The sequence below is a fragment of the Neoasaia chiangmaiensis genome, from assembly GCF_002005465.1.
Classification (GTDB): domain Bacteria; phylum Pseudomonadota; class Alphaproteobacteria; order Acetobacterales; family Acetobacteraceae; genus Neoasaia; species Neoasaia chiangmaiensis.
On sequence record NZ_CP014691.1, the window covers coordinates 949,414 to 973,984 of the forward strand.

25 protein-coding genes and 3 tRNA genes are annotated in these 24,571 nt (G+C 62.7%); 11 read left to right on the forward strand and 17 right to left on the reverse strand.

Going from position 1 to position 24,571, the window contains the following annotated elements:
* Window positions 1-140: 140 nt before the first annotated feature.
* Together A0U93_RS04500 and A0U93_RS04505 are read right to left on the reverse strand one after the other, a co-directional pair.
* A complete protein-coding gene (locus A0U93_RS04500; RefSeq protein WP_077806289.1) occupies window positions 141-344 on the reverse strand; it encodes a hypothetical protein in 204 nt (67 codons plus the stop codon).
* Window positions 341-1,288: an N-formylglutamate amidohydrolase gene (locus A0U93_RS04505; protein WP_077806290.1), complete on the reverse strand. Its 948-nt coding sequence runs from the start codon at window positions 1,286-1,288 to the stop codon at window positions 341-343. Before A0U93_RS04505 ends, A0U93_RS04500 begins: the two co-directional genes overlap by 4 nt.
* A 121-nt stretch (window positions 1,289-1,409) precedes the next feature.
* Here A0U93_RS04505 and A0U93_RS04510 point away from each other — a divergent pair.
* Window positions 1,410-1,484 (forward strand) — tRNA-Val (locus A0U93_RS04510).
* Between the two features lie 27 nt (window positions 1,485-1,511).
* Here the strand turns inward: A0U93_RS04510 and ruvX are convergent.
* Window positions 1,512-1,979 (reverse strand): Holliday junction resolvase RuvX, encoded by a 468-nt coding sequence (gene ruvX, locus A0U93_RS04515; protein ID WP_077806291.1) that lies wholly within the window; start codon window positions 1,977-1,979, stop codon window positions 1,512-1,514.
* A 75-nt stretch (window positions 1,980-2,054) separates the two neighbouring features.
* Between ruvX and gatC the strand changes: the two genes are divergently transcribed.
* The 4 genes from gatC (at window position 2,055) to A0U93_RS04535 (ending at window position 5,457) form a co-directional block, all read left to right on the forward strand.
* A complete protein-coding gene (gatC, locus tag A0U93_RS04520) occupies window positions 2,055-2,342 on the forward strand; it encodes an Asp-tRNA(Asn)/Glu-tRNA(Gln) amidotransferase subunit GatC (protein WP_077806292.1) in 288 nt (95 codons plus the stop codon).
* Complete coding sequence (gene gatA, locus A0U93_RS04525; protein WP_077806293.1) at window positions 2,342-3,820, forward strand: Asp-tRNA(Asn)/Glu-tRNA(Gln) amidotransferase subunit GatA; 1,479 nt, start codon at window positions 2,342-2,344, stop codon at window positions 3,818-3,820. Before gatC ends, gatA begins: the two co-directional genes overlap by 1 nt.
* Entirely contained in the window at window positions 3,817-5,271 is a 1,455-nt protein-coding gene (gatB, locus tag A0U93_RS04530; protein ID WP_077806294.1) for an Asp-tRNA(Asn)/Glu-tRNA(Gln) amidotransferase subunit GatB, read from the forward strand. Before gatA ends, gatB begins: the two co-directional genes overlap by 4 nt.
* A gap of 93 nt (window positions 5,272-5,364) precedes the next feature.
* A tRNA-Ser gene (locus A0U93_RS04535) sits at window positions 5,365-5,457 on the forward strand.
* A gap of 383 nt (window positions 5,458-5,840) precedes the next feature.
* On the opposite strand, the gene A0U93_RS04540 is transcribed toward A0U93_RS04535, so the two are convergent.
* The 4 genes from A0U93_RS04540 to A0U93_RS04560 form a co-directional block, all read right to left on the reverse strand.
* Window positions 5,841-6,787 (reverse strand): IS630 family transposase gene (locus A0U93_RS04540; RefSeq protein ID WP_147151276.1). Its coding sequence is split into 2 segments (ribosomal slippage): window positions 5,841-6,448 and window positions 6,448-6,787, totalling 948 coding nucleotides; the frame shifts between segments, so codons are not numbered across the junction.
* 501 nt (window positions 6,788-7,288) lie between these two features.
* Window positions 7,289-7,363 (reverse strand) — tRNA-Val (locus A0U93_RS04550).
* A gap of 60 nt (window positions 7,364-7,423) precedes the next feature.
* Entirely contained in the window at window positions 7,424-9,310 is a 1,887-nt protein-coding gene (locus A0U93_RS04555) for a hypothetical protein (protein WP_077806295.1), read from the reverse strand.
* A 52-nt stretch (window positions 9,311-9,362) separates the two neighbouring features.
* Window positions 9,363-10,298 (reverse strand): mitochondrial fission ELM1 family protein, encoded by a 936-nt coding sequence (locus tag A0U93_RS04560; protein WP_077806296.1) that lies wholly within the window; start codon window positions 10,296-10,298, stop codon window positions 9,363-9,365.
* Window positions 10,299-10,343: 45 nt separating this feature from the next.
* On the opposite strand from A0U93_RS04560, the gene A0U93_RS04565 reads away from it, so the two are divergent.
* A complete protein-coding gene (locus A0U93_RS04565; RefSeq protein WP_077806297.1) occupies window positions 10,344-11,486 on the forward strand; it encodes a DEAD/DEAH box helicase in 1,143 nt (380 codons plus the stop codon).
* On the opposite strand, the gene A0U93_RS04570 is transcribed toward A0U93_RS04565, so the two are convergent.
* Window positions 11,487-12,419, reverse strand: a complete 933-nt coding sequence (locus A0U93_RS04570) for a glycosyltransferase family 2 protein (RefSeq protein ID WP_245825101.1) — start codon at window positions 12,417-12,419, stop codon at window positions 11,487-11,489.
* A gap of 148 nt (window positions 12,420-12,567) precedes the next feature.
* On the opposite strand from A0U93_RS04570, the gene argE reads away from it, so the two are divergent.
* Window positions 12,568-13,743, forward strand: coding sequence for an acetylornithine deacetylase (gene argE, locus A0U93_RS04575; protein WP_077808332.1), 1,176 nt, complete (start codon window positions 12,568-12,570; stop codon window positions 13,741-13,743).
* Window positions 13,740-14,801, forward strand: a complete 1,062-nt coding sequence (locus tag A0U93_RS04580) for a M14 family metallopeptidase (protein WP_077806299.1) — start codon at window positions 13,740-13,742, stop codon at window positions 14,799-14,801. The genes argE and A0U93_RS04580 overlap by 4 nt, the downstream gene beginning before the upstream one ends.
* Here A0U93_RS04580 and glyA read toward each other — a convergent pair.
* Entirely contained in the window at window positions 14,786-16,093 is a 1,308-nt protein-coding gene (gene glyA / locus A0U93_RS04585; RefSeq protein WP_077808333.1) for a serine hydroxymethyltransferase, read from the reverse strand. The genes A0U93_RS04580 and glyA overlap by 16 nt on opposite strands.
* Window positions 16,094-16,214: 121 nt before the next feature.
* Between glyA and A0U93_RS04590 the strand changes: the two genes are divergently transcribed.
* Genes A0U93_RS04590 through A0U93_RS04600 form a run of 3 tightly spaced genes read left to right on the forward strand, consistent with a single transcriptional unit; the run spans window position 16,215 to window position 19,050 of the window.
* On the forward strand, window positions 16,215-17,675 hold the full coding sequence (locus A0U93_RS04590; protein ID WP_077808335.1) for an APC family permease: 1,461 nt from the start codon (window positions 16,215-16,217) through the stop codon (window positions 17,673-17,675).
* A complete protein-coding gene (gene hemB / locus A0U93_RS04595; RefSeq protein WP_077808334.1) occupies window positions 17,675-18,670 on the forward strand; it encodes a porphobilinogen synthase in 996 nt (331 codons plus the stop codon). Before A0U93_RS04590 ends, hemB begins: the two co-directional genes overlap by 1 nt.
* Window positions 18,667-19,050, forward strand: a complete 384-nt coding sequence (locus A0U93_RS04600) for a YraN family protein (RefSeq protein WP_077806300.1) — start codon at window positions 18,667-18,669, stop codon at window positions 19,048-19,050. Before hemB ends, A0U93_RS04600 begins: the two co-directional genes overlap by 4 nt.
* A 12-nt stretch (window positions 19,051-19,062) precedes the next feature.
* Here A0U93_RS04600 and A0U93_RS04605 read toward each other — a convergent pair whose 3' ends face one another.
* The 8 genes from A0U93_RS04605 to purC form a co-directional block, all read right to left on the reverse strand.
* Window positions 19,063-19,377: a hypothetical protein gene (locus tag A0U93_RS04605; protein ID WP_147151133.1), complete on the reverse strand. Its 315-nt coding sequence runs from the start codon at window positions 19,375-19,377 to the stop codon at window positions 19,063-19,065.
* 174 nt (window positions 19,378-19,551) lie between these two features.
* The gene (grxD, locus tag A0U93_RS04610) at window positions 19,552-19,887 is read right to left on the reverse strand and encodes a Grx4 family monothiol glutaredoxin (protein ID WP_077806302.1); all 336 of its coding nucleotides are present in this window, start codon (window positions 19,885-19,887) and stop codon (window positions 19,552-19,554) included.
* A gap of 59 nt (window positions 19,888-19,946) precedes the next feature.
* Complete coding sequence (locus A0U93_RS04615) at window positions 19,947-20,177, reverse strand: BolA family protein (protein WP_077806303.1); 231 nt, start codon at window positions 20,175-20,177, stop codon at window positions 19,947-19,949.
* A gap of 2 nt (window positions 20,178-20,179) precedes the next feature.
* Entirely contained in the window at window positions 20,180-22,381 is a 2,202-nt protein-coding gene (gene purL, locus A0U93_RS04620; protein WP_077806304.1) for a phosphoribosylformylglycinamidine synthase subunit PurL, read from the reverse strand.
* On the reverse strand, window positions 22,378-23,079 hold the full coding sequence (gene purQ, locus A0U93_RS04625) for a phosphoribosylformylglycinamidine synthase subunit PurQ (protein WP_077806305.1): 702 nt from the start codon (window positions 23,077-23,079) through the stop codon (window positions 22,378-22,380). The genes purL and purQ overlap by 4 nt, the downstream gene beginning before the upstream one ends.
* Window positions 23,076-23,456, reverse strand: coding sequence for a Rap1a/Tai family immunity protein (locus tag A0U93_RS04630; RefSeq protein ID WP_077806306.1), 381 nt, complete (start codon window positions 23,454-23,456; stop codon window positions 23,076-23,078). Before A0U93_RS04630 ends, purQ begins: the two co-directional genes overlap by 4 nt.
* Window positions 23,453-23,695: a phosphoribosylformylglycinamidine synthase subunit PurS gene (purS, locus tag A0U93_RS04635; RefSeq protein ID WP_077806307.1), complete on the reverse strand. Its 243-nt coding sequence runs from the start codon at window positions 23,693-23,695 to the stop codon at window positions 23,453-23,455. The genes A0U93_RS04630 and purS overlap by 4 nt, the downstream gene beginning before the upstream one ends.
* Window positions 23,692-24,456: a phosphoribosylaminoimidazolesuccinocarboxamide synthase gene (gene purC, locus A0U93_RS04640; RefSeq protein WP_077806308.1), complete on the reverse strand. Its 765-nt coding sequence runs from the start codon at window positions 24,454-24,456 to the stop codon at window positions 23,692-23,694. Before purC ends, purS begins: the two co-directional genes overlap by 4 nt.
* Window positions 24,457-24,571: the final 115 nt, after the last annotated feature.

A 24,571-nucleotide genomic window follows, 5' to 3' on the forward strand; every position in this document is an offset into this window, starting at 1 on the left:
TCATCTGCTGGCCCTGCATGTCTCAATAACGCTTCATAACGGTCTTATAACGCTATGGCGTCGGTCCGAGCAATCACGACATGCAGGAAATTAACGAACCTTTACGACACTCACCAGGATCATGAATCGTTTCTGATGTTCTAGACGTCACTCTTCCCGATGTTGGCTGAAGGCGAGCCGGCGTTCAGGGCCTTGATCTCGTCCACGACGTCAAGCCAGAAGCCCTGTTGACCGATGTCCTGTAGTTCCAGGGCTGTGTCGTATTGGCGCATCGCGATGGATAGCGCTTTCTCGCCATGCTGCTCCAGCAGTGTGGTGGCCTCGTTTTTGACTTTCCTGGTCATGATGATCCTCCTTCAGCTCGAGCCGTCTCTGTGGTCGGCTCCTGTTCTAAAGGTGGCGTGATCGCGTCGGTTCCCGACGGTATGGCCGGACGGTCGATACGGGGAAGCGTCGCGGCGATTTCCGCGATGATCTGTCCCATATCGTTGCGAACCTGCATGAAGTTGCCGTTTGGCGTCAGGGTGGCCTCATCCATGTAAAGGCTGCGTGCGATCTCGATCTGCACCGCGTGAATGCCGTGGCGCGGATCGCCATAGTGCTGCGTGATGTAGCCGCCGGCATATGGATTGTTGCGTGCGACGCGATAGCCGCGCGACCTGAATGCGTTTTCGATTTGCGTCACGATTTCATCGCTGGCGGCCCGACCATGTGCGTCGCCGAGAACGATGTCCGGCAGTGTGCCGTAGGTCGGGCTTGGCATGGAATGCCCGTCGAGGAGGATCGCGAAGCCGAACTGGGCGCGGGCGGCGGCGAGGCATTGTTGCAGGGCGTGGTGATAGGGTTGCCAGCAGGTGGCAATCCGGCACTGCACATCATCGAGTGTCAGCCTCTCCCGATAGATGCCGCGTCCTGCTGCGACGATGCGGGCAATCATGCCCAGTCCGGCGCGGACCTTTGGACTGTCCGTGATGCTCTCGAGTGGAAGGCGATCCCGGAACATGCCCGGGTCGAGTTCCAGAGCGGCACGATTCACGTCGCAATAGACGCGCGGGAAAAGGGCATGCAGGAGCGGCGCACCTGCCGCCGGTGCATCGGCCAGGAGTTCGTCCATGTGGGCGTCTTCCCCACGGCGGAGCGTTGCGAGATCGAGACGGGACTGACGCAGGAAAGAGTTGGGATACAGGCGCCCGGAATGGGGCGAGGCCACGATAAGTGGCGAGAGCCAGCGTGTCGGGTGGTGCAGCGAAACAAGGGATGATGCCGTCGTCGGCGTGGCGGGACTCATGAGGGTATTCTTGACGACTGCCCCGTGTTTCGTCGACCGGAAATGGCGAATGCGATTTTTTTTGCCAAGCTGACTTGCCAGTTCCGCAGAGCGCGGTTAGAAGCGCGCCAACGGACCGGATGGGCGCATAGCTCAGCGGTAGAGCACTACCTTGACATGGTAGGGGTCACAGGTTCAATCCCTGTTGCGCCCACCATCCGGTCCGCTGATGTCCCTGCAAAATTCAGTCTTCGACCGTGGCATCCAGCCAGCCCTGCAGCATGTATGATGCAGCCATCTTGTCGACGACTTCGGCGCGGCGTTTGCGTGTCATGTCCGCGTCCTGAATGAGAAAGCGATTGACGGCGCTGGATGACAGGCGCTCGTCCCATGTGCAGGCGGGCAGATGCAGGCGGGTGGCCAGTTCGGTCAGCCAGTCCTGTGCCGCGCGGGCAGCGGGGCCGAAGCTGCCGTCGAGCGAGAGTGGCAGTCCGGCGATCAGCGCGCCGATCTCTTCCTTTTCGACGATGGCGGCAAGCGTTGTTGCAACGTCGCCGAGCTTCTTGCGTGGAATACTGCGGTAGGGTGAGGCCAGCATCAACGAGACGTCGGTGAGCGCCAGGCCGATCGTCTTGCTGCCCGGGTCGAGGCCGAGGACGCGTTTGCCGGCCGGAATGGCCCTGCGAAGTTCGTGTGGATTGAATAGGGGCATAGGAAGGGGTTATGGTCCGCCTACGCCCTGCAATGCCAGGATTATCAGCGAAAAATCAGGAAAGTCGGCTATTTCATGTCGTTAGACACGCGCACGGTCAGGCGCATCGCCAAATTGGCCCGGATCGGTCTCGATGATCGCGAGGCGGAAGGTCTCCGTCAGGAACTGGATGGTATCCTCGGCTGGGTGGAGCAACTCAATGAGGTCGATATCACCGATGTGCCGCCGATGATCGGCACGGGCCTGGCCAGGCCGCGCGTGCGCGAGGACGCCGTGACGGATGGCGACAGGCGCGAAGATGTTCTGGCCAATGCGCCGGAGCGTGAAGGCCCGTTCTTCACCGTGCCGAAGGTAGTCGAATAATGACAGACATGACATTGGCGGCGGCGCGGCGCGCCCTGGCCGCGCGCGAGATCTCGGCCGTCGAACTGGTGGACAGCCACAACAAGGCCATCGAAAGCCTGAATGGCGACGTCAACGCCTTCATCATCACGACGCCCGAGCAGGCGCGCGAGGCGGCGAAGGCTGCCGACACGTTGCTGGCGAAGGGCGAAGGGGGGCTGCTGTGCGGCATTCCGCTCGGGGTGAAGGATCTTTTCTGCACGAACGGCGTGCGGACGACGGCGGCAAGCAATATCCTGCGCGACTTCGTGCCGCCTTACGAAAGCGCGGTGACGGCCAATCTGCTGTCGGAAGGTGCGATCTTCCTCGGCAAGACCAATCTGGACGAGTTCGCCATGGGCTCAACCAACCTGACCTCCGCATTCGGTGGCGTGACCAATCCGTGGCGGCGCAGCGGGTCGGATGCGAAGCTGGTGCCGGGCGGTTCGTCGGGCGGTTCGGCGGCGGCGGTCGCGGCGGGTATGGTGCTGGGCGCGACGGGCACGGATACGGGTGGCTCGATCCGTCAGCCGGCGGCGTTCTGCGGCATCACGGGCGTGAAGCCGACTTACGGGCGTTGCTCGCGCTTCGGTACCATCGCTTTCGCCAGCTCGCTCGATCAGGCGGGGCCGATGGCGCGGAATCTGGAGGATTGCGCGTGGATGCTGGAAGCCATGGCAGGCTTCGACAAACGGGATAGCACCTCCGTCGATCGTCCGGTGCCACGTTATGCGGATGCGCTGGAGCGTGGCGTCAAGGGCATGAAGGTCGGTATCCCCCGGGAATATCGCGCGCCGAACATGCCGCGCGAGATTGAAGCCTTGTGGGAGCAGGGCATTGCCTGGTTGCGCGAGGCGGGTGCTGAGCCGGTCGAGGTATCCTTGCCGCATACCAAATACGGCCTGCCGACGTATTATATCGTGGCGCTGGCGGAGGCTTCCTCCAATCTGGCCCGCTATGACGGCGTGCGCTTCGGCGAGCGCGTCAAGGCGGACAGTCTGGATGCACTGTATGAAGCGACGCGTCACGCCGGTTTTGGTGAGGAAGTGCGACGGCGCATCCTGATGGGCACCTACGTGCTGTCATCGGGTTATTACGACGCGTATTACCTGCGCGCGCAGAAGGTGCGCACGATGATCCAGCGCGACTTCCTCTCGGCTTTCGAGAAGGTCGATGTATTGCTGACCCCCACCGCGCCTTCGGCGGCATTTGCCCATGATGAGAAGCCGACCGATCCGGTGCAGGTCTATCTGAACGATGTCTTCACGGTGCCCGCCAGCATGGCGGGCGTTCCGGCACTATCCCTCCCGGCGGGGCTGGATGCGCAGGGATTGCCGCTGGGCCTGCAATTGATCGGGCGCTATTTCGATGAGGAGACGCTGTTCGCCGCGGGCCGCGTCATGGAAAAGGCGGCGGGCTTTTCGACGCGTCCCGCCCTGTTTGCGGAGTTCGGCGCGTGAGCTATCGGATCGAAGGAACGACGGGCACCTGGGAAATCGTTGTCGGACTTGAGGTGCATGCGCAGGTCATCAGCAATGCCAAGCTGTTCTCCGGCGCATCGGCGACATATGGCGGTGAGCCCAATACGCATGTCAGCCTGATCGATGCCGGGTTTCCCGGCATGTTGCCGGTGGTGAACGGTGAATGCGTCGCGCAGGCTGTGCGGACGGGACTGGGGTTGAACGCGGTGATCCATCTGGAAAGCCGCTTCGACCGAAAGAACTATTTTTATGCCGACCTGCCGCAGGGGTATCAGATCAGCCAGTTCGCGCATCCCATCGTTGGCGAAGGCAAGGTGGTGGTCGATCTGGCCGATGGCAGCCAGCGTGAGATCGGCGTGACGCGCCTGCATCTGGAGCAGGACGCGGGCAAGTCGATTCATGATCAGGACCCGACACGATCGTTCATCGACCTGAACCGTTCTGGCGTCGCGCTGATGGAGATTGTCAGCGAGCCGGACATTCGTTCGCCGGAGGAGGCCGGGGCCTATCTTCGCAAGCTGCGGCAGATCCTGCGCTATATCGGCACATGCGACGGGAACATGGAAGAAGGTTCCATGCGCGCCGACGTCAACGTCTCTGTCCGCAAGGCCGGTGAGCCTTTCCGCACGCGTTGCGAGATCAAGAACGTCAATTCGATCCGTTTCGTCATGCAGGCGATCGAGGTTGAGGCGCAACGTCAGGTGGAAATCTGGGAGGCCGGGGGCATCGTCGATCAGGAAACGCGCCTGTTCGACCACGCACGCGGCGAGACGCGCTCCTTGCGTAACAAGGAGGACGCGCACGACTACCGTTATTTCCCGGATCCGGATCTGTTGCCGCTGGTCATCGAGCGCGACTGGGTGGACGAACTGAAGGCCGCATTGCCGGAACTGCCGGAAGCCAAACGGGCGCGCCTGGAGGAGACTTATGGCGTTACGCGTTATGAGTCCGGTGTGTTGACGGCCGAGCAATCGGTTGCCGATTTCTATGAGGCGGTTGCCAGGGATCGTGATCCGCGGCTGGCTGCAAACTGGATGTTGGGCGATTTTTTCGGCGCGCTGAACCGAACAGGTCACGCCATCGATGATAGTCCCGTCTCGGCGGACGGCTTGCGTGAATTGCTCGGCCTGATCGCGGATTCGACGATCAACGGCAAGATTGCCAAGGAAGTGCTCGAGGACATGTTCGAGACTGGCGAAAGCGCCTCGGCGATCGTCGAGCGCAAGGGTCTGCGCCAGGTCACGGATACGGGTGCGATCGAGGCGGCGATCCGTGATATTCTGGCGACCAACGCGGACAAGCTTGCCGAATATAAGTCGGGCAAGGACAAGCTGTTCGGCTTTTTCGTCGGCCAGACGATGAAAGCGATGAAGGGCAAGGGCAACCCGGCGCTTGTCAACGATCTGCTGAAAAAGCTGTTGGCCGAATAGTCGAAAAAATAACGTCGCGGGGGGTTTGACGGAATGTTCGATCCCCCCTACAAGCGTGCCAGCAAACGCCGTGTTAACTGCGTCTCTCCCGGCGGAGGGGTGGCCGAGTGGCTGAAGGCGGCGGTTTGCTAAACCGTTGTACGATGTCAAGTCGTACCGTGGGTTCGAATCCCATCCCCTCCGCCAACATATTCTAAAAATATCAAATAAATCAGTATGCTGTGAGTAAGCTGTTTTCGACTCCCATCTTCTGTCCTACCTTATGGCTTGCGGTTTCCTGCGGCGTCGGACGGCTCCAAAACAGGTGGGAACGATTTGTGTTGGTAGAACGCCGCGCACTCTCACAGAACGAAACAAGAATACGCTGAAAAGCCTTTTCGTTTAATATCGTCATCCCCCAACAGCACAACACGTGCCTCCATCTTCGATGGCGGCAAACTTCCTCACTAAGCCAGCCCCAATCACCCCGCTCCTCGGCAAGGTGGTTCGACAAGACGACCGATGGTCGGTCGTCAGGCTTGAGGATTACGTGCGGTGCACGACATGCAGATATCTAGAGCCGTTCCACGTTAATCCGGTTCATATCCTGCTGCTTTGAAGAAATTGGTGCATTCGTCTGGTGTGAAGGCCTGAAGCACGTCTCCGACGGCATTCCAGAGTGCCGTGACGGTTCGTTCCGCCCTGCTGCGCAAAAGGGATTTGAGTTTGGAGAACGCCCTCTCGATCGGATTGAAGTCCGGGCTGTAGGGCGGCAGGAACACCATCGATGCTCCTGCCTGTTCGACGGCCCGACGGGCGCCCGGCATCCGGTGGGCGGGCAGGTTGTCGAGGATGACGATGTCGCCCGGTCGCAGGGCCGGCACGAGCACGCGCTCGACATAGGTCTGGAACACGGCACCGTTCATCGCCCCGTCATGCACAAAGGGTGCTGTCAGGCCCGTGGTGCGCAGCGCCCCGGTGAAGGTCGTCGTTTTCCAGTGCCCGTGAGGCACGCCCGAGCGGCATCGTTCGCCGCGCAAGGCGCGTCCCCGCAGCCTGGCCATCTTCGTCGACAGGCTGGTCTCGTCGATGAAGACCAGCCGCTCCGGGTCGAGATCGGGCTGCGCGTCAAACCAGTCCTCGCGCCGTTTCAGGACGTCGGGACGTTCCTGCTCCAGTGCATGGGCGGTCTTTTTTTGAACGTCCAGCCGCGCTGACGCAGCCACCGGCTGAGCATGCTGCGCCCGATCTCGACCGCATGCGCCTCGTGCAACCGCGCCGCCATCTCCACCCGCGTGATATCCCGGCGTGCTTCAATCAGCCCGAAGATGAAGGCCGCGTGGACATCCAGACGGGAGCCGCGCGGTTTGCCCTGACGGCGCGCCGTCCGCTCGCCCGTCTCGCGCTCTCGCCGCAGCCACCGGATCGCGGTAGCGATCCCGACATTGAACCGCGCCGCAGCCGCCCGGGCCGAAAGGCCGGACGCTCCCGCCGCCAGAACACGCACCCGCAGATCGTCACCATATGCCCAAGACATCGCCCTCTCCCTCAACAGAAAGGGTGAATCACAGGGCGCCCATCCTGTCACGCCACAGAATCAGCGTTCAGTGGAGCCGCTCTAGAGGGACGTTCCTGTGCAGGTCTTGCACTTAGGTGGTTCCTGACGCTCCGCATGAGGAAACGTGCGACCTGTGCCACCTGATGAAGCACCGAAAGGACAATCTCGTAGGCGTCTGATGTCCTGACGCGATTTCTTAGGGCCTGGTCATACACATAGCGGGGCGTGTGCTTCACAATGCCCAGGGCATACGCTCGGTTCGCTACACCAAGAAAATGCCGGACACATACCGGGATGAAATCAAGTCGTGACTTACTGGCGAATCGACGCATTAAGAGAACGCGCAGTGAACAAACTGTACAGGTTTTGTACAAATCCGAACGCGTTCGCGGTGGATTTCTGCGGATCAGGGCAGACCGGATGATTTCCGGTTGCGTGCCTAGATACCGGGAAAATCTGGCGGGTTTCTGCGGAAAAGGATGGTGGGTGCGACAGGGATTGAACCTGTGACCCCTGCCGTGTGAAGGCAGTGCTCTACCGCTGAGCTACGCACCCATCCTGCGGTGGCGCGTCTCTAACAATACCGCGCGCACCTGGCAACCTATAAATTGCGGGTCAGAAGCCGAACATATGATCCAGCGAGAAGCCACCCGCCTCATCCCGCTGCCCATGATACCCGAACAGGCGGCACGTGAGATCGCGGATCAGCACGTATCCGCCCGCACCAGCATGCGCGACCCTGTCATTGCCGAAAATCTCGTGCGGCCACACCATGAATGACCCGGAAGCATTGATGGCAATCGTCTCCGTCGCGATTTCCGTGCCATCCGCCGCATGAAGATGCAGTTCCGTCTTCGACGACGGAAGCCCCTCGACGGATGCCGGATAGATCAGGCAGCAGAAACTGCGGCGCGTCTCCTGCCCCAGCTTGAGGAACAGACGTGTCGTCAGACCCGGCGGCGGCCCGGAATAAGACTGCGGCTCGTTTCGCCAGGTCATCAACGTGTTGAAGATGTGGCTGCCGAAGCTCGTTTCCGCCGTATGACCGTTCTCGCGACGACGATACCGCATCAGCGCATGCAGCCAGCCGTCGCCATCGCCACCATCCCGGAAGTCATAGACAAGATCGGCATGTCCCGCCTCGCCAACAAGCGTATGTAATGCCACAGCCGTATGATGATCGCGCGGCAGATTGCCCAGAAAATGCTGCCCCAAAGGCGAACCGTCCGCCGCAAACAGATCCAGCCGCAGCGGCAACTGACGCAGCGCCTCGGACATCGGCGTCGGCTGAACCCAGCTTTCGAATTCAGCCGGATCGAGAATGGGGAACGGCAGCAGGAAGCCACGCCCGAGATCCGGCGACAGGGTGCGCAGCGCCGGCTCCGGCTTCAGGTCACCACGCTCGACATTCAGATGCGCAATCCGCGTGCGAATCCCTTCCGTCACCTCATAACGCGGCCGCACCACATGATTGCCGGATCGCAGTTCGAGTTGCATCGGCCAGACAGCGTCCGGCAGCAACGCACCGATATCGACGGCCCGGCTGGCGAACGGTCCGATATCGCCCTCGACAGCATGGTGATCTTCCACGCCCATCGGATTGAAGGTGATCGCGCCACTCGGAATCGGCGTGGCATGACTGTTCTGAATCCAGACAACAATCTTCTCGCCCGGCGCCGGCGCCGGTAACGTCGCATAGCGGGGCGACGGCCATGCGTTGGCATCATGCGTGACCGACAGGCTGGGCTCCGCGCCCTTCCCATAGATATCCAACGCATACTTCACGACATCATGCCCACGCGCGCCGATGACATGAATGAACAACTGCCCACAGAAGGACGGCAGACCGAAACGCCGCCGAACCTCGGCACTGTCGATCACGATACCCGCCGGCCCATCCGGCACCGGCTGGCGCCATTCCGCCAAAATCGCACCGGCATGATCGTAAAGCCGCAACCAGTACTGAACATCGCGTGCGCCGTAATCACACCAGTAATTCGCCGTCACCAGTCGCGTCGAAAACCGCTCGTCGTCACGGAAAAACGCGAAGTTCGTCGCGAAATTGAGTTTGTCGAGATAATGGCGCGGCTGGCTCAGCATCGCCTCGGGCAAACGGGCCTCATGCAACGACAGGGAAGCCTGCCCTCCCCGCGTCACGCGCCCCAGTCGGGCCAGCATTTTTTCCTGTTCGAAGGAGACTGCCAGAACATTCCGTGCCGGCCCGTCACCCAGCGCCGTCAACGCCAGTTTGACGCCGCCGAATCCATCCGGCTGGCCGACCTGCTCGGAATCATGCGTGTAAAGACCGGCCGTCGGTCGAAACCCGGCATAAAGCGCCACGAGGGTCGTCGCCATCCCGTCCGGATCGTAAAGCGCCAGTCCGCCTTCCGTCGACAATCGCGCCGCCAGAGCCTGCAACGCCACGCTGGCCACGGGATGAGCCAGCGCCTTGTACAGCACGTTGCCCCCACCTTTGGCATCGAATGTCCGGATGTTCAGCATAATCTTCCCGTTCCATTACCCAGCGTCGCAGACCGAACGCGCAACGTGTCGCTCACAGCCGATCACCAAGGCGACGGCGCAGTTCTCCCGCCGCAATCGTCGTGTCGTCAAGCGGCGTGACAGACCAGTCCGACCAATGCCCGGTAAACGGTCGCACCCGACCGGCCTCGATCAGTGTCCCGATGAAGGCCGAAATCCGCCTCGAACGCCCCGGCAACGCGACCACCTGCACCGGCGCACACGTTGCCACGGCCTCCGACACCATCGAAACGCTGTCCATCGTCACGACGATCATATCCGCGCAGCCGAGCATCCCCAGATAGGGGTTTTCGCCCGTCCCGTCCCAGACCGACGCATCGCAATCGACCAGACACGCGCGCAAGGCCGCCAATGCCTGCGAATCGGTGCGTCGCGACGGCGTCACGGCAATGACCGCACCGCTTTCGCGCGCCATGCGCACCAGCCCGTCGCCCAGGGCGCGCGCTTCCGGAACACCGAAGACGAATCGTCCATTCGCGCCGCCGATCAATACGACGATCAGACGTCGGCCGGGCTTTCTCAACCGCGCACACCAGACGTCCCGCGCCGCCGACAGTTTATCCTGCGTCACGCCATGCATCGCATTGCGGGACAGCACGATGTTCGGCCCCTCCACACCGTCATGATGATTGGCGACGATCATGTCGAAACGCCCAAGCGCCATGCGCGGATTCTGGATCTGCACGATCGGCAGGCCGAGCCGCCGCGCCAGCGCAGCCCCGGCAACGCCGCCCGTGCCGCCGACGCTGAGAAGCAGCCTCGTCTCCGCCGGAATATCGAACGGCGCCATGGAAGCCAGCGGCCAGGGGCAATACCGTGCCGGAACATGCCGCCAGATTCCCCGACGTGTAACAGGATGAAAGGTCCAGGCCTGTCCCGCACGCTCGGCAAGCCCGGCAGCCTGCGCGCGCATGCCGGCAAAATCTTCGGCGATAATGGCAATCGTCATGGATCGCTATTTCCCGAATGCACGGAAGTTTGGCAATAAGCGCGCATGGATACCGCCGCCCTTCATGATTTCGCCGATTTCAACCTCCTGCCGCCCCTGCTCTCGGCGCTGGAGCGCGGCGGCTACAAGAAACCCAGCGCCATCCAGATGCAAGCCATCCCGGCCCTCGTCTCCGGTCAGGACGTTCTGGCCATCGCGCAGACAGGGTCCGGCAAGACAGCCGCCTACGCCCTGCCCATTCTCGACCGGCTGGGCCGCCTCGCCCCCCAGCGCCATCCCGGCGCGCCGACCGCGCTGGTGCTGGCGCCAACCCGGGAACTGGCCACGCAGATCGCCAGCGTTTTCCGTCAGTTCGGTCGCGCCCTCCCGCTCCGGACACGCGTCGCCTGCGGCGGCCTGCCGCGCGACGGCCAGATCAAGGCCCTTGCGGAAGGCGTGGATATCCTGGTCGGCACGCCCGGGCGCCTGATCGACCTGCTGGATGGCGGGCACCTGCATCTTGAAAATGCCGGTCTTCTCGTGCTGGACGAAGCCGATCGCATGCTCGACGGAGACTTTCTGGAAGACATGGCGCGCATTGCCGCCCATCTGCCCGACAAACGCCAGACCGCGCTCTGCTCGGCCACCGCCTCCGCCACCGTGCGTACACTTGCGCAGCGCCTGCTGCACAAGCCGGTTGCCATCGAAATCGAAGCCGAGACCGTCACCCCCAAGCGTATCCGCCAACGCGCGATCTTCGCCGACAAGGCCGAGAAACCAAAACTCGTCGCCGCGGCGTTGCGGGGCACCCGCGACCGCGCCATCGTCTTCGTCCGCACGAAAGCCGACGCCGAACGACTCGCCGGAATACTCCGCCGCGAGGATATTGCCGTGGAGACCATTCACGGCGACCGGACCCAGGGCGCGCGCAACAAGGCGCTCGATGCGTTTCGCGCCGGACGCGTCCGCGCGCTCATCGCAACCGATATCGCCGCGCGCGGCCTCGATATCGGCGACATCATGCTCGTGGTGAACATGGATCTGCCGGACAAGGCGGAAACCTACGTGCATCGGATCGGCCGGACCGCACGCGCCGGCAAGCGCGGCGCGGCATTGACGCTATGCGACGTCGACGAACGCACCACGCTGCGGGAGATCGAGAAGAAGATCGGCTATCGCATCACGATCGTCGGGCCGGAAGCCCTCTGATCAGGGGCAGGCTCCGCCGCGCCCCCGCAGCCCATCCAGCGCACCACGCAGCATCAGTTTCAGACGGGTGAGACGGCGGTTGCCGCGCAGGGTGTAGATCGCGATATACGGCACCACGCGGGAGACGAAATACAATCGCCATGCCGACTGGACATAGCCGCGTCTGGCCAGGATGAGCGCATTGCGAATCCAGTAGTAATTGCGCACCGGCGCATGCAGGGAGATGCTGCGCGACCCCACCTGGATACGGCCCGCGCCCAGGGTGTGATCCATCACGCAGGCATCGGTCTGGAAATGCCGATAGCCCTTCGCGGCCGCACGAAACCCCCATTCCAGATCGACCAGATCGATGAAGAGGGGTTCATCCATCAGCCCCACCGCCCGCAACGTGTCCAGCGGCAGCAGCGAACCCGAGGCGATCACGAAATCCACCTCCGTCTGCTTCGATGCTGGAGAGGTCGGCCGCTGCCGGACGATCCGCCAGCCCCGCGCCCGCCAGGACGCCCCGATCCGTCCGTCATGCGTATCGCGATACGCGCATCCCACCGAACCAAGCCGCACACCCGCATCGCGCAGGTCACGCATCGCCGCACTCAAATGCCCCACCGCATCGGCCGGTAGCAGCGTATCCTGATCCATCAGCAGGACCGCCTCCGCGCCCTCGCGCTGCGCCAGCCGAATGCCCTCGTTCTGCGCCGCCGCAATGCCCCGATTTTCCGGCAGACCGATGAAGACCGCGCCCAGCGCCTCGACCCGCGCCCTGATCGCCGATGCCGCATGCGAACCGTTATCGACCACCACCAGCCGCTCGACCTGCGCCGACACGCGCGCGGCACCTTCGTCGAAACGCGCAAGATCGGGATTGAACGTCACGATGACGCCGAAAATCCCCCGGCCTTGAGAGGCAGCCACGCTATCGGAGGAACTCAGCAAATCCGTCTCACCACATCCTGTCCGGGATGCCGAAACCCGGCAGGCCCGCAAAGTTTCGCAACAGCTAGCATAAAGCGCAGGGCGAAGCACCAACACGCGCGATACACGAGGGTTGTAGCCGCCTTCGGGCAGTATCATAGTGTCGGCCATGATCCCGAAGGATGCACCTCGCGCCGATACCGTGGCGATCCTGGACCGGCTCGTCAGCTTCGACACCACGAGCCGGCGACCGAACGCGCCGCTCATCGACTGGATCGCCGCCTATCTTCGCGACCACGATGTGCCCTTCACGCGCTCGCGCGGTCCCGAGGACGGGAAATGGAGCCTGCACGCCATCATCGGCCCGCAAACGGCTGGCGGCATCGCCTTCGCCGGGCATGTCGACTGCGTGCCGGTCGACGGACAGGACTGGACGCACGACCCGTTCACCCTGCGCGAGGAAGACGGCAGACTCTATGCGCGTGGCGCGGCCGACATGAAGGGCTTCGTTGCCGCAATGCTCGCCGCCGTGCCGGACCTGCAAGCCATGCAGCCGGCCAGGCCGGTTCATCTTCTCATCACCTTCGACGAGGAGACGACCTGCGACGGCGCACGCCACCTGATGGCGGATGTCCTCTCGCGCGATCAACTTCCCGATCTCTGCGTCGTCGGCGAGCCGACGCTCATGTCGCCGATCGTGGCGCACAAAGGCCGCCTGGCGCTCCGGATCACCTTCACCGGCCGCGCCGGTCATTCCTCCAATCCCGACGGCGGTGCGAACGCCCTGCACGCCATGGGCCGGGCGATCGCCTATATCGCGGACGAGGCAAGCCGATTCGCCCGGGAAGGATGCCGGGCGGAAGGCTTCGTGCCCCCTTACACGACCATGCAGGTCGGCCTCGCCTCAGGGGGCGCCATTCTCAACATCATTCCCGAACACGCCCAGCTGGAAATGGAATGGCGTCCCGTGCCGGGCGACGACGCCCGCGCCGAGGCGGATCGATTGCAGCACGCGCTCGCGCCACTGCACGACGAACTGCGCCGCCACGGCCCCGATTGCGGCATCCGTTACGAGGTCATCTGCGATCTGCCGCCCCTCGATCTCCCGACGGAACATCCATTGACCGATCTCACGCGTCAGGTGACCGGCTCCAATGCGGCAGGCCATGTCTCCTACGGCACCGAAGCGGGCATCTACCAACGCGCCGGCATGCCGGCGATCGTCTGCGGCCCCGGCGATATCGCCCAGGCCCATCGCCCGGATGAATGGATCGCACGCGAGCAGCTCGATCGCTGCGATCGTTTCCTTCGGGCCATGGCCCGCAAGGTCTGTTCGGCGCCATGACCTGCGGCGCCTCGCCTCGTGACCATCATCCGGTCCGCATCCGGCGACAGCGCCTGTCCGAAACGCTCTTCATCGCCCGGCCGCTCCCGCGTTTCGAGGTGCGCATACGCCCCCCCAATCTGTCCGAATGGCAGCGCGGCAACACGGGCATACGGGGCGTCATGCAGTTCGATTCCAATCGCGTCGGACCGCATGCGGTGCTGGTCAGCCTCATGCACGGCAACGAATTCGCGGGCGCCATCGCGCTCGACCGCATTATCCGGCAGGGAGTCAACCCGCGAAGCGGCACGGTCAGCTTCGTCTTCGCCAATCTCGACGCCTTTGCGCGCTTCGACCCGGACGCACCCACGGCCTCGCGCTTCATCGACGAGGACATGAACCGCGTCTGGAACAGCGACCGGCTGAACGGCACCCAATCCAGCCTGGAACTCAACCGCGCGCGGGAATTACTGCCGGTCTTGCAAAGTGCGGATATCCTGCTCGACCTGCATTCGATGCTCTGGGACTCGGAACCGCTCCTCATCGCGCCCGGAACACGACGCTCCAGCGCACTCGCCGCAAGTCTGGCCGGAAGTTCCGGCATGCCGCGCCTGATCGTGACCGATCTCGGCCATCTGGGCGGTTCACGTCTTATCGAACAGTCGCGCTTCATCCGGGCCGGTGGCCCCGCGCGCAGCGTCCTGCTGGAAGCCGGGCAGCACTGGCAGGCTGACACGATCGCAACTTCGCTTCATGTCGCCCAACGCCTGCTCGATAACGCCGAAGCCATGCATCTCGACGCCATGGATGTAGGGGTCATTCATCCTGAGCAGGCCATCGTGACCGATAACGTCATGGCCCGCAGCGCCGCCTTCACCTTTGCCCATCCCTTCCGGGGCGGCGATATCGTCCAGCGGGCCGGCACGGTGATCGCGCGCGATGGCGATGACGAAATCTGCACGCCCTATGACGGCTGCCTGCTCGTCATGCCCAACCATCGCGCCCGGCGTGGCCAGCTGGCCGTCCGCCTCGCGCGCCTGATCGGCGAAGACCCGCCGCCGCGTCAGGCGCCGGGATAGGCCACGTCATAGATCGGAAAGCGGGCGCAAAGTGCTTTGACGTCCTCATGCACACGCGCTTCCACCGCATCCTGTTCCGCCGTGCCGAATGCACTCAGCACCACATCGATCATACGCCCGATCTCACGGAACTCCGCCACGCCGAAACCGCGCGTCGTGGCCGCCGGACTGCCAAGACGGATGCCCGACGTCACGAACGGCTTCTCCGGATCGAACGGAATGGCATTCTTGTTCGCCGTGATGCCCGCACGCTCCAGCGCCGCTTCCGCAACCTTGCCGGTCACGTTCTTCGGCCGCAGATCGACCAGGATGAGATGGCAATCCGTCCCGCCCGTCACGATATCGAAACCACGTGTCGCCAGCTCGTCGGCCAGCGCACGCGCATTGTCGAACACCGCCTGCTGATAGGCCTTGAACGACGGCTTCAGCGCCTCACCGAACGCCACGGCCTTGCCGGCGATGACATGCATCAGCGGCCCGCCCTGCAAGCCGGGGAAAACGGCCGAGTTGATCTTCTTCGCCAGTTCCGGATCGTTCGTCAGCACGATGCCGCCACGCGGACCGCGCAGGGTCTTGTGCGTCGTGCTCGTCACCACATGCGCATGCGGCACGGGATTGGGATAGAGCCCCGCTGCCACCAGACCCGCGAAATGCGCCATATCCACCATCAGATACGCGCCGACCTCGTCCGCGATCCGGCGAAAACGCGCGAAATCGATCTCACGCGGATACGCGGAACCACCGGCCACGATGATCTTCGGCTTGTGTTCCCGCGCGAGATTCTCCATCTCGTCGTAGTCGAGCGCACCGTCCTGCGCGCGCACGCCATACTGCACGGCATGAAACCATTTGCCGGAATAGTTCGGCGCGGCGCCATGCGTCAGATGCCCACCCGCCGCCAGACTCATGCCCAGCACCACGTCGCCAGGCTTGCCGAGCGCCATGAACGCTGCCTGGTTGGCATTGGCGCCCGAATGCGGCTGCACGTTGGCGAATTCCGCACCGAAGATCGCCTTCACACGCTCGATGGCCAGGTTCTCCACCCGGTCCACGTCGACGCAGCCGCCGTAATAGCGTTTGCCCGGCAGACCCTCGGCATATTTGTTCGTCAGGACAGAACCCTGCGCCTCGAGAACGGCGAAGGACGTGATGTTCTCGGACGCGATCAGTTCGATCCCGTCCTGCTGGCGCACCAGTTCGTCCTGAAGGATTTCCGCCACAGCCGGATCGATATCGCGCAGCGCGCCATGGAAGAATTCATGCAGGCCAGCCTGACCGGGTTGTTCCGTCATCGTATCTGTCTCCATAATGGGCGCGCATTCATGCGGATAAACGCGTATGGGATGCGCCAATATCGCAGAATGCCCGGCACCGCAAAGACTTGTCGCGCCTTATCGAGCCAAGGACTACCGAATGCTTTCTCTCTTAGGGCCGCTGTCCCGATGTAAACCGATCGACGCCCAGCCTCTCGCAGAGGAAAAAGGGGGCCTGCGCCGCGTCCTGGGCCCCATGGACCTGATCCTTCTGGGCGTCGGCACGACCATCGGCGCGGGCCTGTTCTCGCTGACCGGTGTCGCCGCCGCCCAGAATGCCGGTCCAGCGGTCGTCCTCGCCTTCACGGTGGCCGCCATCGCCTGCAGCTTCGCCGGCTTATGCTACGCGGAACTGGCCTCCATCGTTCCCACCGCCGGGTCGGCCTATTCCTACGTCTATGCCACCCTTGGCGAACTGATGGCCTGGATCATCGGCTGGGACCTCGTGCTGGAATACACGGTCGGCGCGGCAACCGTGGCGGTCAGCTGGTCCGGATACATCGCCTCCGTCCTGCACGGATGGGGCCTTCATCCGGATCCACGCTGGCTGGCCTCGCCTTTCACCACCGTAACCCTCGCCGACGGCACGCAGGCACGCGGCTGGCTGAATATTCCCGCCATGGTCGCGATCTGGCTCATCACCGCGCTCCTCGTCCGCGGCATCTCGGAATCGGCAAAGGTCAATGCCGTGGTCGTGGCGCTCAAGCTGGGTGTCGTCGCCGCCGTCATCGTCTTCTGCTCGCCCTTCATCGAAACGGCGAACTACCATCCGTTCCTGCCGCCCAACGACGGCACCTTCGGCCATTTCGGGCCCTCCGGCGTCATGCGTGCCGCCGGCATGGTGTTCTTCGCCTATCTCGGCTTCGATATCGTCTCGACCACCGCACAGGAAACCAGGAATCCGGCCCGCGCCATGCCGATCGGCATCCTGGGCAGTCTCGCCATCTGCACGGTCATCTATATCGTCTTCTCGCTCGTACTCTGCGGCGTGGTCGACTACCGCAGCATGCTCAACGATTCGAGCCCTGTCGCCACGGCAATCGACCGCACGCATAGGGCATGGCTTCAGAACGCCGTGAAAATCAGCGTCCTGCTCGGCTACATCTCCGTCCTGCTCGGCCTGATGCTCGGCCAGGTCCGCGTTTTCTACGCCATGGCGCGCGACGGCCTGCTGCCCGCCTTCTTCGCCCGGCTCAACCCGAAAAGCCGCGCGCCCGTCAAATCGCACCTGCTGTTCGCCGTCATCACCAGCATCCTGGCCGGTACCCTGCCGATCGCGGTCCTGGGCAACATGACCTCGATCGGCACATTGCTGGCGTTCGTCATGGTCTGCGTCGGCGTTGGAATCCTGCAACGTCGCGAACCCGATCGCCACCGCAACTTCCGCGTACCGGGCGGCCCCATCATTCCCATTCTCGGAACGATCAGCTGCCTGGCGGTGATGCTCTCCCTCGATATTCTGACATGGGTGCGCCTGATCGTCTGGCTGGCGCTTGGCCTCGTCGTCTATGGGGTTTACGGAAGACACCGCAGCTTGCTGGCCAATCCGGAGAACACATGATGCCCCACGGCGCCTATCCCCTCTCGCGCCCCCGCCGCAACCGCTTCGACGCCTTTACGCGCCGCCTGGTTGCCGAACACCGCCTCAGTGTCGACGATCTGATCTGGCCGATCTTCGTCTGCGATGGCGAGAACATCCGCACCCAGGTCGCGTCCATGCCGGGCATCGAGCGCGTCAGCGTCGACCTGCTCGAAACCCACCTCGCCCGCGCCGTTGAACTCGGCGTTCCGGCCGTCGCGATCTTCCCCATCACACCCGTGAGCCTGCGCGATGCGCATGGCACGGAATCGGCCAATCCGGAAAATCTGATGTGCCGCGCCGCACGCCGCATCAAGGAAGCTTATCCGGATCTCGGGATCATCGGCGACGTGGCACTCGATCCCTATACGGACCATGGCCATGACGGACTGATCGAAAACGACTACGTCGTCAACGATGCCTCGGTCGAGGTCCTGGTCCGTCAGTCGGTCAACCAGGCCCGCGCCGGCGTGGACATCATCGCACCATCCGACATGATGGACGGCCGTATCGGCGCCATCCGGCGCGGACTGGACGACGCCGGCTTCGTCAATACGCGCATCATGTCCTACGCCGCGAAATATGCCAGCGCGTTCTACGGTCCGTTCCGGGATGCGCTCGGCTCCGATGGCCTGCTGAAGGGCGACAAGAAGACCTACCAGATGGACCCCGCCAATTCCGACGAAGCCCTGCGCGAGGTCGCCCTCGATCTGGCCGAAGGGGCGGATATGGTCATGGTCAAGCCCGGCATGCCCTATCTGGACATCATCCGGCGCGTCCGCGATGAATTCTCCGCACCGACATTCGCCTATCAGGTATCGGGTGAATACGCGATGATGATGGCGGCAATCGAGCATGGCTGGCTGGACCGTGAACGGACCATCCTGGAAAGCCTGCTGGCCTTCAAACGCGCCGGGTGCAATGGCATCCTCACCTATTTCGCCGTGGAAGCCGCAGCACTCCTGCAAACCGCATGAAAACGCCACGGGCCGGAAACCCGGCCCGCGGCCACCGCGCCTATCACAATGGCGTCGCAGCAGAACGGCGGGCCGTCGATCTGCTGGAGGAGGACGGCCTGTCCGTTCTGGCAACACGCCATCGAACACCGCTCGGCGAACTGGATATCGTCGCAGCGGATGCCGAAAACCTGATTATCGTGGAGGTCAAACAGCGGGCACGACTAAGCGATGCCGCTTATGCCCTGACCTCGAGGCAGAGCCAACGCCTGCTTGCCGCCACAGAATACCTGCTGGCAACAAACCCCGCCTATCAACGCAGCAATGTGCGGATCGACGTCATTGTATTCGATGAGAACTTTCAGGCACGGCGCATAAAGGACGCCGTGCGTGCCGCCTAGGAAGAAAGGCGATCAGCCGCGGCGACGCGTATGGTGGTGCTTCGAAACCGACGCCGCTTTCGGGTGATACACGACATTATGGATCAGTGCGCGGCGCGACAGGCCATGCGCGACACCATGCGTCACGGCAAATCTCGTATGGCTGGGACGATACATGACATGATGAACGACCGGGCGGTGATAAACCGGCGTCGCGGTCAGGGCATCCAGGGTCAGTTTGCTGGCTTCGTAGTCGCTGATGACGCGCTGGGCATGTGCCTGATTGGAAACACCCAGTCCCGCAACCAGCGTCAATACTGCCAGTGCCGAACCCCATACATGCCGCATCGTCATCTTCCCCGTATCGAACTGAATCGATGCTAGTCGGAGCATCCGCAACTCAACAAGACACTCAGAAAAATATTTTCCGGAAAACAGTCGACTGTTGCGCATACGACATAGATTACGGCAACAAAAAGGCAGTTGCCCTGGCATCATGACGATACCAAGGCAATATTTTGGTCAGACTGCCGCTTTGGCGATGCCCTTCTCGGCAAGAAGCGATTCGAGTTCGCCACTCTGATACATATCCGTAACGATATCGCAGCCGCCGATGAACTCGCCCTTCACATAAAGCTGCGGCACCGTCGGCCACTGCGAGAAGTCCTTGATGCCCTGGCGAATTTCAGGCGTGGCGAGAACATTCTCCGTTTCAAACGGCACGCCGAGATGATTGAGGATTTGCACGACGCGCGCCGAAAAACCGCATTGCGGGAAGAGCTTGTCGCCCTTCATGAACAGCATGACGGGATGCGTGTCGATCTGATGCTGGATGTGCTGGAAAATCGCTTGAGGCATGAATGCACTCCTTTCGGAAACTCGGTCTGGAATAATATGGACTAAAGCAGCCCGAATTATCAGGGGGCAACCGTTTTTAATGCCATCGCATGCAGTTCGGTCCCCATGCGATCGCCGAACGCGTCATAAACCAGCTTGTGTTGCCGCACGCGCGAAAGCCCGGCGAAAGCCGGACTCGTCACGGTGCAGGCATAGTGGTCGCCATCTCCCGCCAAATCCTCAATCGTAACCTTGGCGTCCGGCAGGGCCGCCAGGATCGTGCGTTCGATTTCCTGAGCCGTCATCGGCATGATCAGCGCTCCATAAACTTGGGAAAGAAGGCCTCGTTCACGGCACGCATGCGCTCTGCGGAAAGCGACATGCCATCCCACAGTTCGAGGTTATGCCCGCCGCTTCGGCCAAGGCGACGCGCTGGCACATGGGCCGCCTCCGCCGCCTCGATCAATGCCATGCCATTATGCGTCGCCGCAATATAACAGGCCTGATCCTCGCCGAAATAATGCGCATGCAGTGCCACGCCGTCGAAACGTGGCTTGACCAGCGAACAACCGACACCGCTGGCCATCACCATCTCGGCGACCGCCACCAGCATGCCGCCATCGGCAATGTCGTGACAGGCCAGAATATGCCCTTGCGCGATCTGTCCCCGCACGAAATCGCCATTACGACGCTCGGCGACCAGATCGACCACCGGCGGCGCGCCATCTTCACGATGCGCGATTTCACGCAGCCAGAGCGACTGCCCGAGCTCACCGCGAATCTCCCCGATGAGCACCAGATCGCAGCCATCCGGCATGCCGTAACCAATCGCCTTGGTCACATCCTCGATCACGCCAAGACCGCCAATCGCCGGCGTCGGCAGAATCGACTGGCGCAAGCCGTTGGGATGCTTCGTCTCGTTATAAAGCGAGACGTTGCCGCTCACGACCGGGAAGTCCAGCGCCCAGCAGGCTTCGCCCATTCCCTTCACGGCATCGGCGAACTGACCCATGATTTCCGGCTTTTCAGGGTTGCCGAAATTCAGGTTGTCCGTAACCGCCAATGGCCTGGCGCCCGTCGCGGTGATGTTGCGCCACGCTTCCGCCACAGCCTGCATCGCCCCGTCATGCGGGTCCGCCTGGCAATAGCGCGGCGTGCAGTCCGTGGTGATCGCCAGACCGCGACGAGTGCCTTCAACCCGCACGATCGCCGCATCCGCCGTGCCGGGACGCCGCGCCGTCTGCCCGCCGACGCCACTGTCGTACTGATTCCAGATCCAGGCGCGCGATGCCAGGTCCGGACAGGCCAGCAGATGCAGCAGCGCATGCTCGATCCCTTCCGGATCGGCCACCGCACCCAGCCGCGCCGGTTTCGGCGTATGCACGAACGGACGGTGATAGACAGGAGCCTCGTCCGCCAGCGGCGCCAACGGAATATCGGCCTCGACCTCACCGTTGTGAACAATGGTGATCCGCGCCGTGTCCGTCAGGTGACCGACGATCGCGAAATCCAGTTCCCACTTCTCGAAGATCGCCCGCGCCGCCTCGGTCCGCTCCGGCTTGAGCACCATGAGCATGCGCTCCTGGCTCTCCGAGAGCATCATCTCATAGGCGGTCATGCCGGTCTCGCGCTGCGGCACGTGATCGAGATTCATCTCGATGCCCACGCCGCCCTTGCCCGCCATTTCCACGGCCGATGACGTCAGCCCCGCCGCGCCCATGTCCTGGATCGCGACGATCGCATCGGTCGCCATCAGTTCCAGACAGGCCTCGATCAGCAGCTTTTCGGTGAACGGATCGCCAACCTGCACCGTCGGTCGCTTGGAGGCCGCGTTCTCGTCGAACTCGGCGGACGACATCGTCGCGCCATGAATGCCATCGCGCCCGGTTTTCGATCCCACATAGATAACGGGATTGCCGACACCTGCCGCCGCGGAAAGGAAGATGCGGTCCTGTCGCGCCACACCCACCGTCATGGCATTGACCAGCGGATTGCCGTCATAGGCGCGATGGAAGTTCACCTCGCCCCCCACCGTCGGCACGCCAACGCAGTTGCCGTATCCGCCGACGCCCCGCACGACACCATCGACCACGCGACGCGTGCCAGCATGCGCCGGATCGCCGAAACGCAGCGCATTCAGATTGGCGACAGGCCGCGCGCCCATGGTGAAGACATCGCGCAGGATGCCGCCAACACCGGTTGCCGCGCCCTGATAAGGCTCGATGAACGACGGGTGGTTGTGGCTCTCCATCTTGAAGATCGCCGCCAGCCCCTCGCCGATATCCACAACACCCGCATTCTCGCCCGGCCCGTGAATGACCCACGGTGCCTTGGTCGGCAGCGTCCTGAGATGCACGCGTGAGGACTTATAGGAACAATGCTCCGACCACATGACCGAGAAGATACCCAGTTCCGTCAGGGTCGGCGTGCGCCCCATGATCGCGAGAACCTTGCCGTATTCTTCCGTCGTCAGACCGAAACGGGCCGCCAGCGCGGCATCGACTGTCATGCTCATGCGACGAGGCTCTCCACCAGACTCTTGAACAGCGGCACGCCATCCGTTGCACCCAGATCGGGATCGACGAGATTTTCCGGATGCGGCATCAGGCCGCACACGCGGTTGTTTTCGCTCAGCACGCCCGCAATGGCGCGCAAGCTGCCATTCGGATTGCTGCGGCGGTCGGTTGCCGAGACGTTCCCACGGGCATCCGCATACCGGAACGCCACGCGTCCCTCGCCCTCAAGACGGTCCAGCACGTCGGTCGTCGCGTTGTAGTTGCCATCGCCATGCGCCATCGGTGCACGGAAGAGCGCACCCTCGGACCAGCCGCGCGTGAAGGCCGTTCCGGCATTCTCCACTTTCAGGAAACAATCCTGCGACAGAAAGCGCATGCTCGCATTGCGCAACAACGCACCCGGCAGAAGCTGCGCTTCCGTCAAAATCTGAAAGCCGTTGCACACGCCCAGAACATGCCCACCGCGCTCGGCGAACGCCTTCACCTCCCGCATGATCGGCGAATGCGCACCCATCGCGCCGCTCCGCAGATAGTCGCCAAAGCTGAAACCACCCGGCAGGACAACAAGATCGAGCGACGGCAGGCTGGTTTCCCGATGCCAGATCATCTGCGGCTCATGCCCGCTGACGAGCCGCAGGGCCTGCGCCATGTCACGCTCGCGATTGGTACCCGGAAAGACGACGATCCCCGCCTTCATTTCGTTCCCCCGGCCGGACAGCTGTAGGAATCGTGCAACGCGGCGAATACCGACTTGCCGACAGGCTGGTCCAGCACATCACGATGTGCCTTGAGCCAGGAGACCACATGCCCGCGCATCGCGGCACCCGTCTCGCCATCCGGAATGCAGAAACCCGCAACGGCGCTGCTGTCACCCTCGCTCCTGGCGTTCAGCTTCGCCAGCGCCCCGGCATCGGCCATGCCCGTGATGTAGGCATCGCAGATCGCCGCCCCTTTCGGGCTGGTGCATATCTGCCCGAATTTACCGGCTTTCATCGGCGACAGACGCTGCGCATGCGCCGGCGACGCAACCCCCAGCACGGTCACAGCCGCGAAAAGAACCAAGTGACGCATCATGACACCACCTCGACAGTAAAGTCCTCGATCACGAGATTGGCCAGCAACTCACGCGCCATCGCTTCGCCCTGCTCGACGGCCGCTTCCTCGTTCTGCGCAGGCACCTCGATCTCGATCAGCTTGCCCGCGCGAACCTCGCCCAGACCGTGGAAGCCGAGCACATCCAGTGCATGTCCGATCGCCTTGCCCTGCGGGTCCAGAACCCCTTCCTTGAGCATGACGTTGACGCGAACCTTCATTGCATGACCTCCGGACCCTTAAGATCGTTATTGCCGGCTTCGGGCAGGATGCCCAGACGGCGCGCTACTTCCTGATATGCTTCCTCGACCTTCCCCAGATCGCGACGGAAGCGATCCTTGTCGAGCCGCTCGCTCGTCTTGGCGTCCCACAGACGGCAGTTATCCGGCGAAATCTCGTCCGCCAGGACAATGCGCATCTCCTCGCCCTCCCAGAGCCGACCGAATTCCAGCTTGAAATCAACCAACTGAATGCCGACGCCAAGAAAAATGCCGGTCAGGAAGTCGTTCGTCCGCAGGGCCAGCGCCGTGATATCGTCCAGATCCTGCGCCGCCGCCCATCCGAAGGCCGTGATGTGCTCTTCCGACACCATCGGATCGTTCAGGCTGTCATTCTTGTAATAATATTCAAGGATCGAACGCGGCAGACGCGTTCCTTCCGGAATACCCAGCCGCTTGGCGATCGACCCGGCGGCGATATTGCGCACGACCACTTCAAGCGGAATAATCTCGACCTCGCGAATCAACTGCTCGCGCATGTTCAGGCGACGCACGAAATGCGTCGGAATGCCGATATCATGCAGCTTGAGCATCAGATATTCGCTGATGCGGTTGTTCAGCACTCCCTTGCCCGTGATGACACCTTTCTTCATGCCATTGCCGGCGGAAGCATCATCCTTGAAATACTGCACGAGCGTACCGGGCTCCGGCCCCTCGAACAGTATCTTGGCTTTTCCCTCATAGAGCTGACGACGGCGGGCCATATTGATCTTTCGGCAAAGGAAACAGAACGCGTTTTCGCAGCGTATAGCAGCGCGCAGCCGGGGGGCATACCCTTCGATCCGGTTTGCCGCCCTGCAAACCGGATTTCGTCACGAT

Coding starts and splice junctions, on each gene's coding strand:
- A0U93_RS04630 (WP_077806306.1), bottom strand. CDS start 23,456: ATGATGCGTCACTTGGTTCTTTTCGCGGCTGTGACCGTGCTGGGGGTT.
- A0U93_RS04590 (WP_077808335.1), top strand. CDS start 16,215: ATGCTTTCTCTCTTAGGGCCGCTGTCCCGATGTAAACCGATCGACGCC.
- A0U93_RS04555 (WP_077806295.1), bottom strand. CDS start 9,310: ATGCTGAACATCCGGACATTCGATGCCAAAGGTGGGGGCAACGTGCTG.
- A0U93_RS04505 (WP_077806290.1), bottom strand. CDS start 1,288: ATGAGTCCCGCCACGCCGACGACGGCATCATCCCTTGTTTCGCTGCAC.
- A0U93_RS04605 (WP_147151133.1), bottom strand. CDS start 19,377: ATGCGGCATGTATGGGGTTCGGCACTGGCAGTATTGACGCTGGTTGCG.
- A0U93_RS04500 (WP_077806289.1), bottom strand. CDS start 344: ATGACCAGGAAAGTCAAAAACGAGGCCACCACACTGCTGGAGCAGCAT.
- hemB (WP_077808334.1), top strand. CDS start 17,675: ATGCCCCACGGCGCCTATCCCCTCTCGCGCCCCCGCCGCAACCGCTTC.
- gatA (WP_077806293.1), top strand. CDS start 2,342: ATGACAGACATGACATTGGCGGCGGCGCGGCGCGCCCTGGCCGCGCGC.
- A0U93_RS04565 (WP_077806297.1), top strand. CDS start 10,344: ATGGATACCGCCGCCCTTCATGATTTCGCCGATTTCAACCTCCTGCCG.
- purC (WP_077806308.1), bottom strand. CDS start 24,456: ATGGCCCGCCGTCGTCAGCTCTATGAGGGAAAAGCCAAGATACTGTTC.
- A0U93_RS04560 (WP_077806296.1), bottom strand. CDS start 10,298: ATGACGATTGCCATTATCGCCGAAGATTTTGCCGGCATGCGCGCGCAG.
- argE (WP_077808332.1), top strand. CDS start 12,568: ATGATCCCGAAGGATGCACCTCGCGCCGATACCGTGGCGATCCTGGAC.
- gatC (WP_077806292.1), top strand. CDS start 2,055: ATGTCGTTAGACACGCGCACGGTCAGGCGCATCGCCAAATTGGCCCGG.
- glyA (WP_077808333.1), bottom strand. CDS start 16,093: ATGACGGAACAACCCGGTCAGGCTGGCCTGCATGAATTCTTCCATGGC.
- purS (WP_077806307.1), bottom strand. CDS start 23,695: ATGAAGGTTCGCGTCAACGTCATGCTCAAGGAAGGGGTTCTGGACCCG.
- A0U93_RS04600 (WP_077806300.1), top strand. CDS start 18,667: ATGAAAACGCCACGGGCCGGAAACCCGGCCCGCGGCCACCGCGCCTAT.
- purQ (WP_077806305.1), bottom strand. CDS start 23,079: ATGAAGGCGGGGATCGTCGTCTTTCCGGGTACCAATCGCGAGCGTGAC.
- A0U93_RS04580 (WP_077806299.1), top strand. CDS start 13,740: ATGACCTGCGGCGCCTCGCCTCGTGACCATCATCCGGTCCGCATCCGG.
- ruvX (WP_077806291.1), bottom strand. CDS start 1,979: ATGCCCCTATTCAATCCACACGAACTTCGCAGGGCCATTCCGGCCGGC.
- purL (WP_077806304.1), bottom strand. CDS start 22,381: ATGAGCATGACAGTCGATGCCGCGCTGGCGGCCCGTTTCGGTCTGACG.
- grxD (WP_077806302.1), bottom strand. CDS start 19,887: ATGCCTCAAGCGATTTTCCAGCACATCCAGCATCAGATCGACACGCAT.
- A0U93_RS04615 (WP_077806303.1), bottom strand. CDS start 20,177: ATGCCGATGACGGCTCAGGAAATCGAACGCACGATCCTGGCGGCCCTG.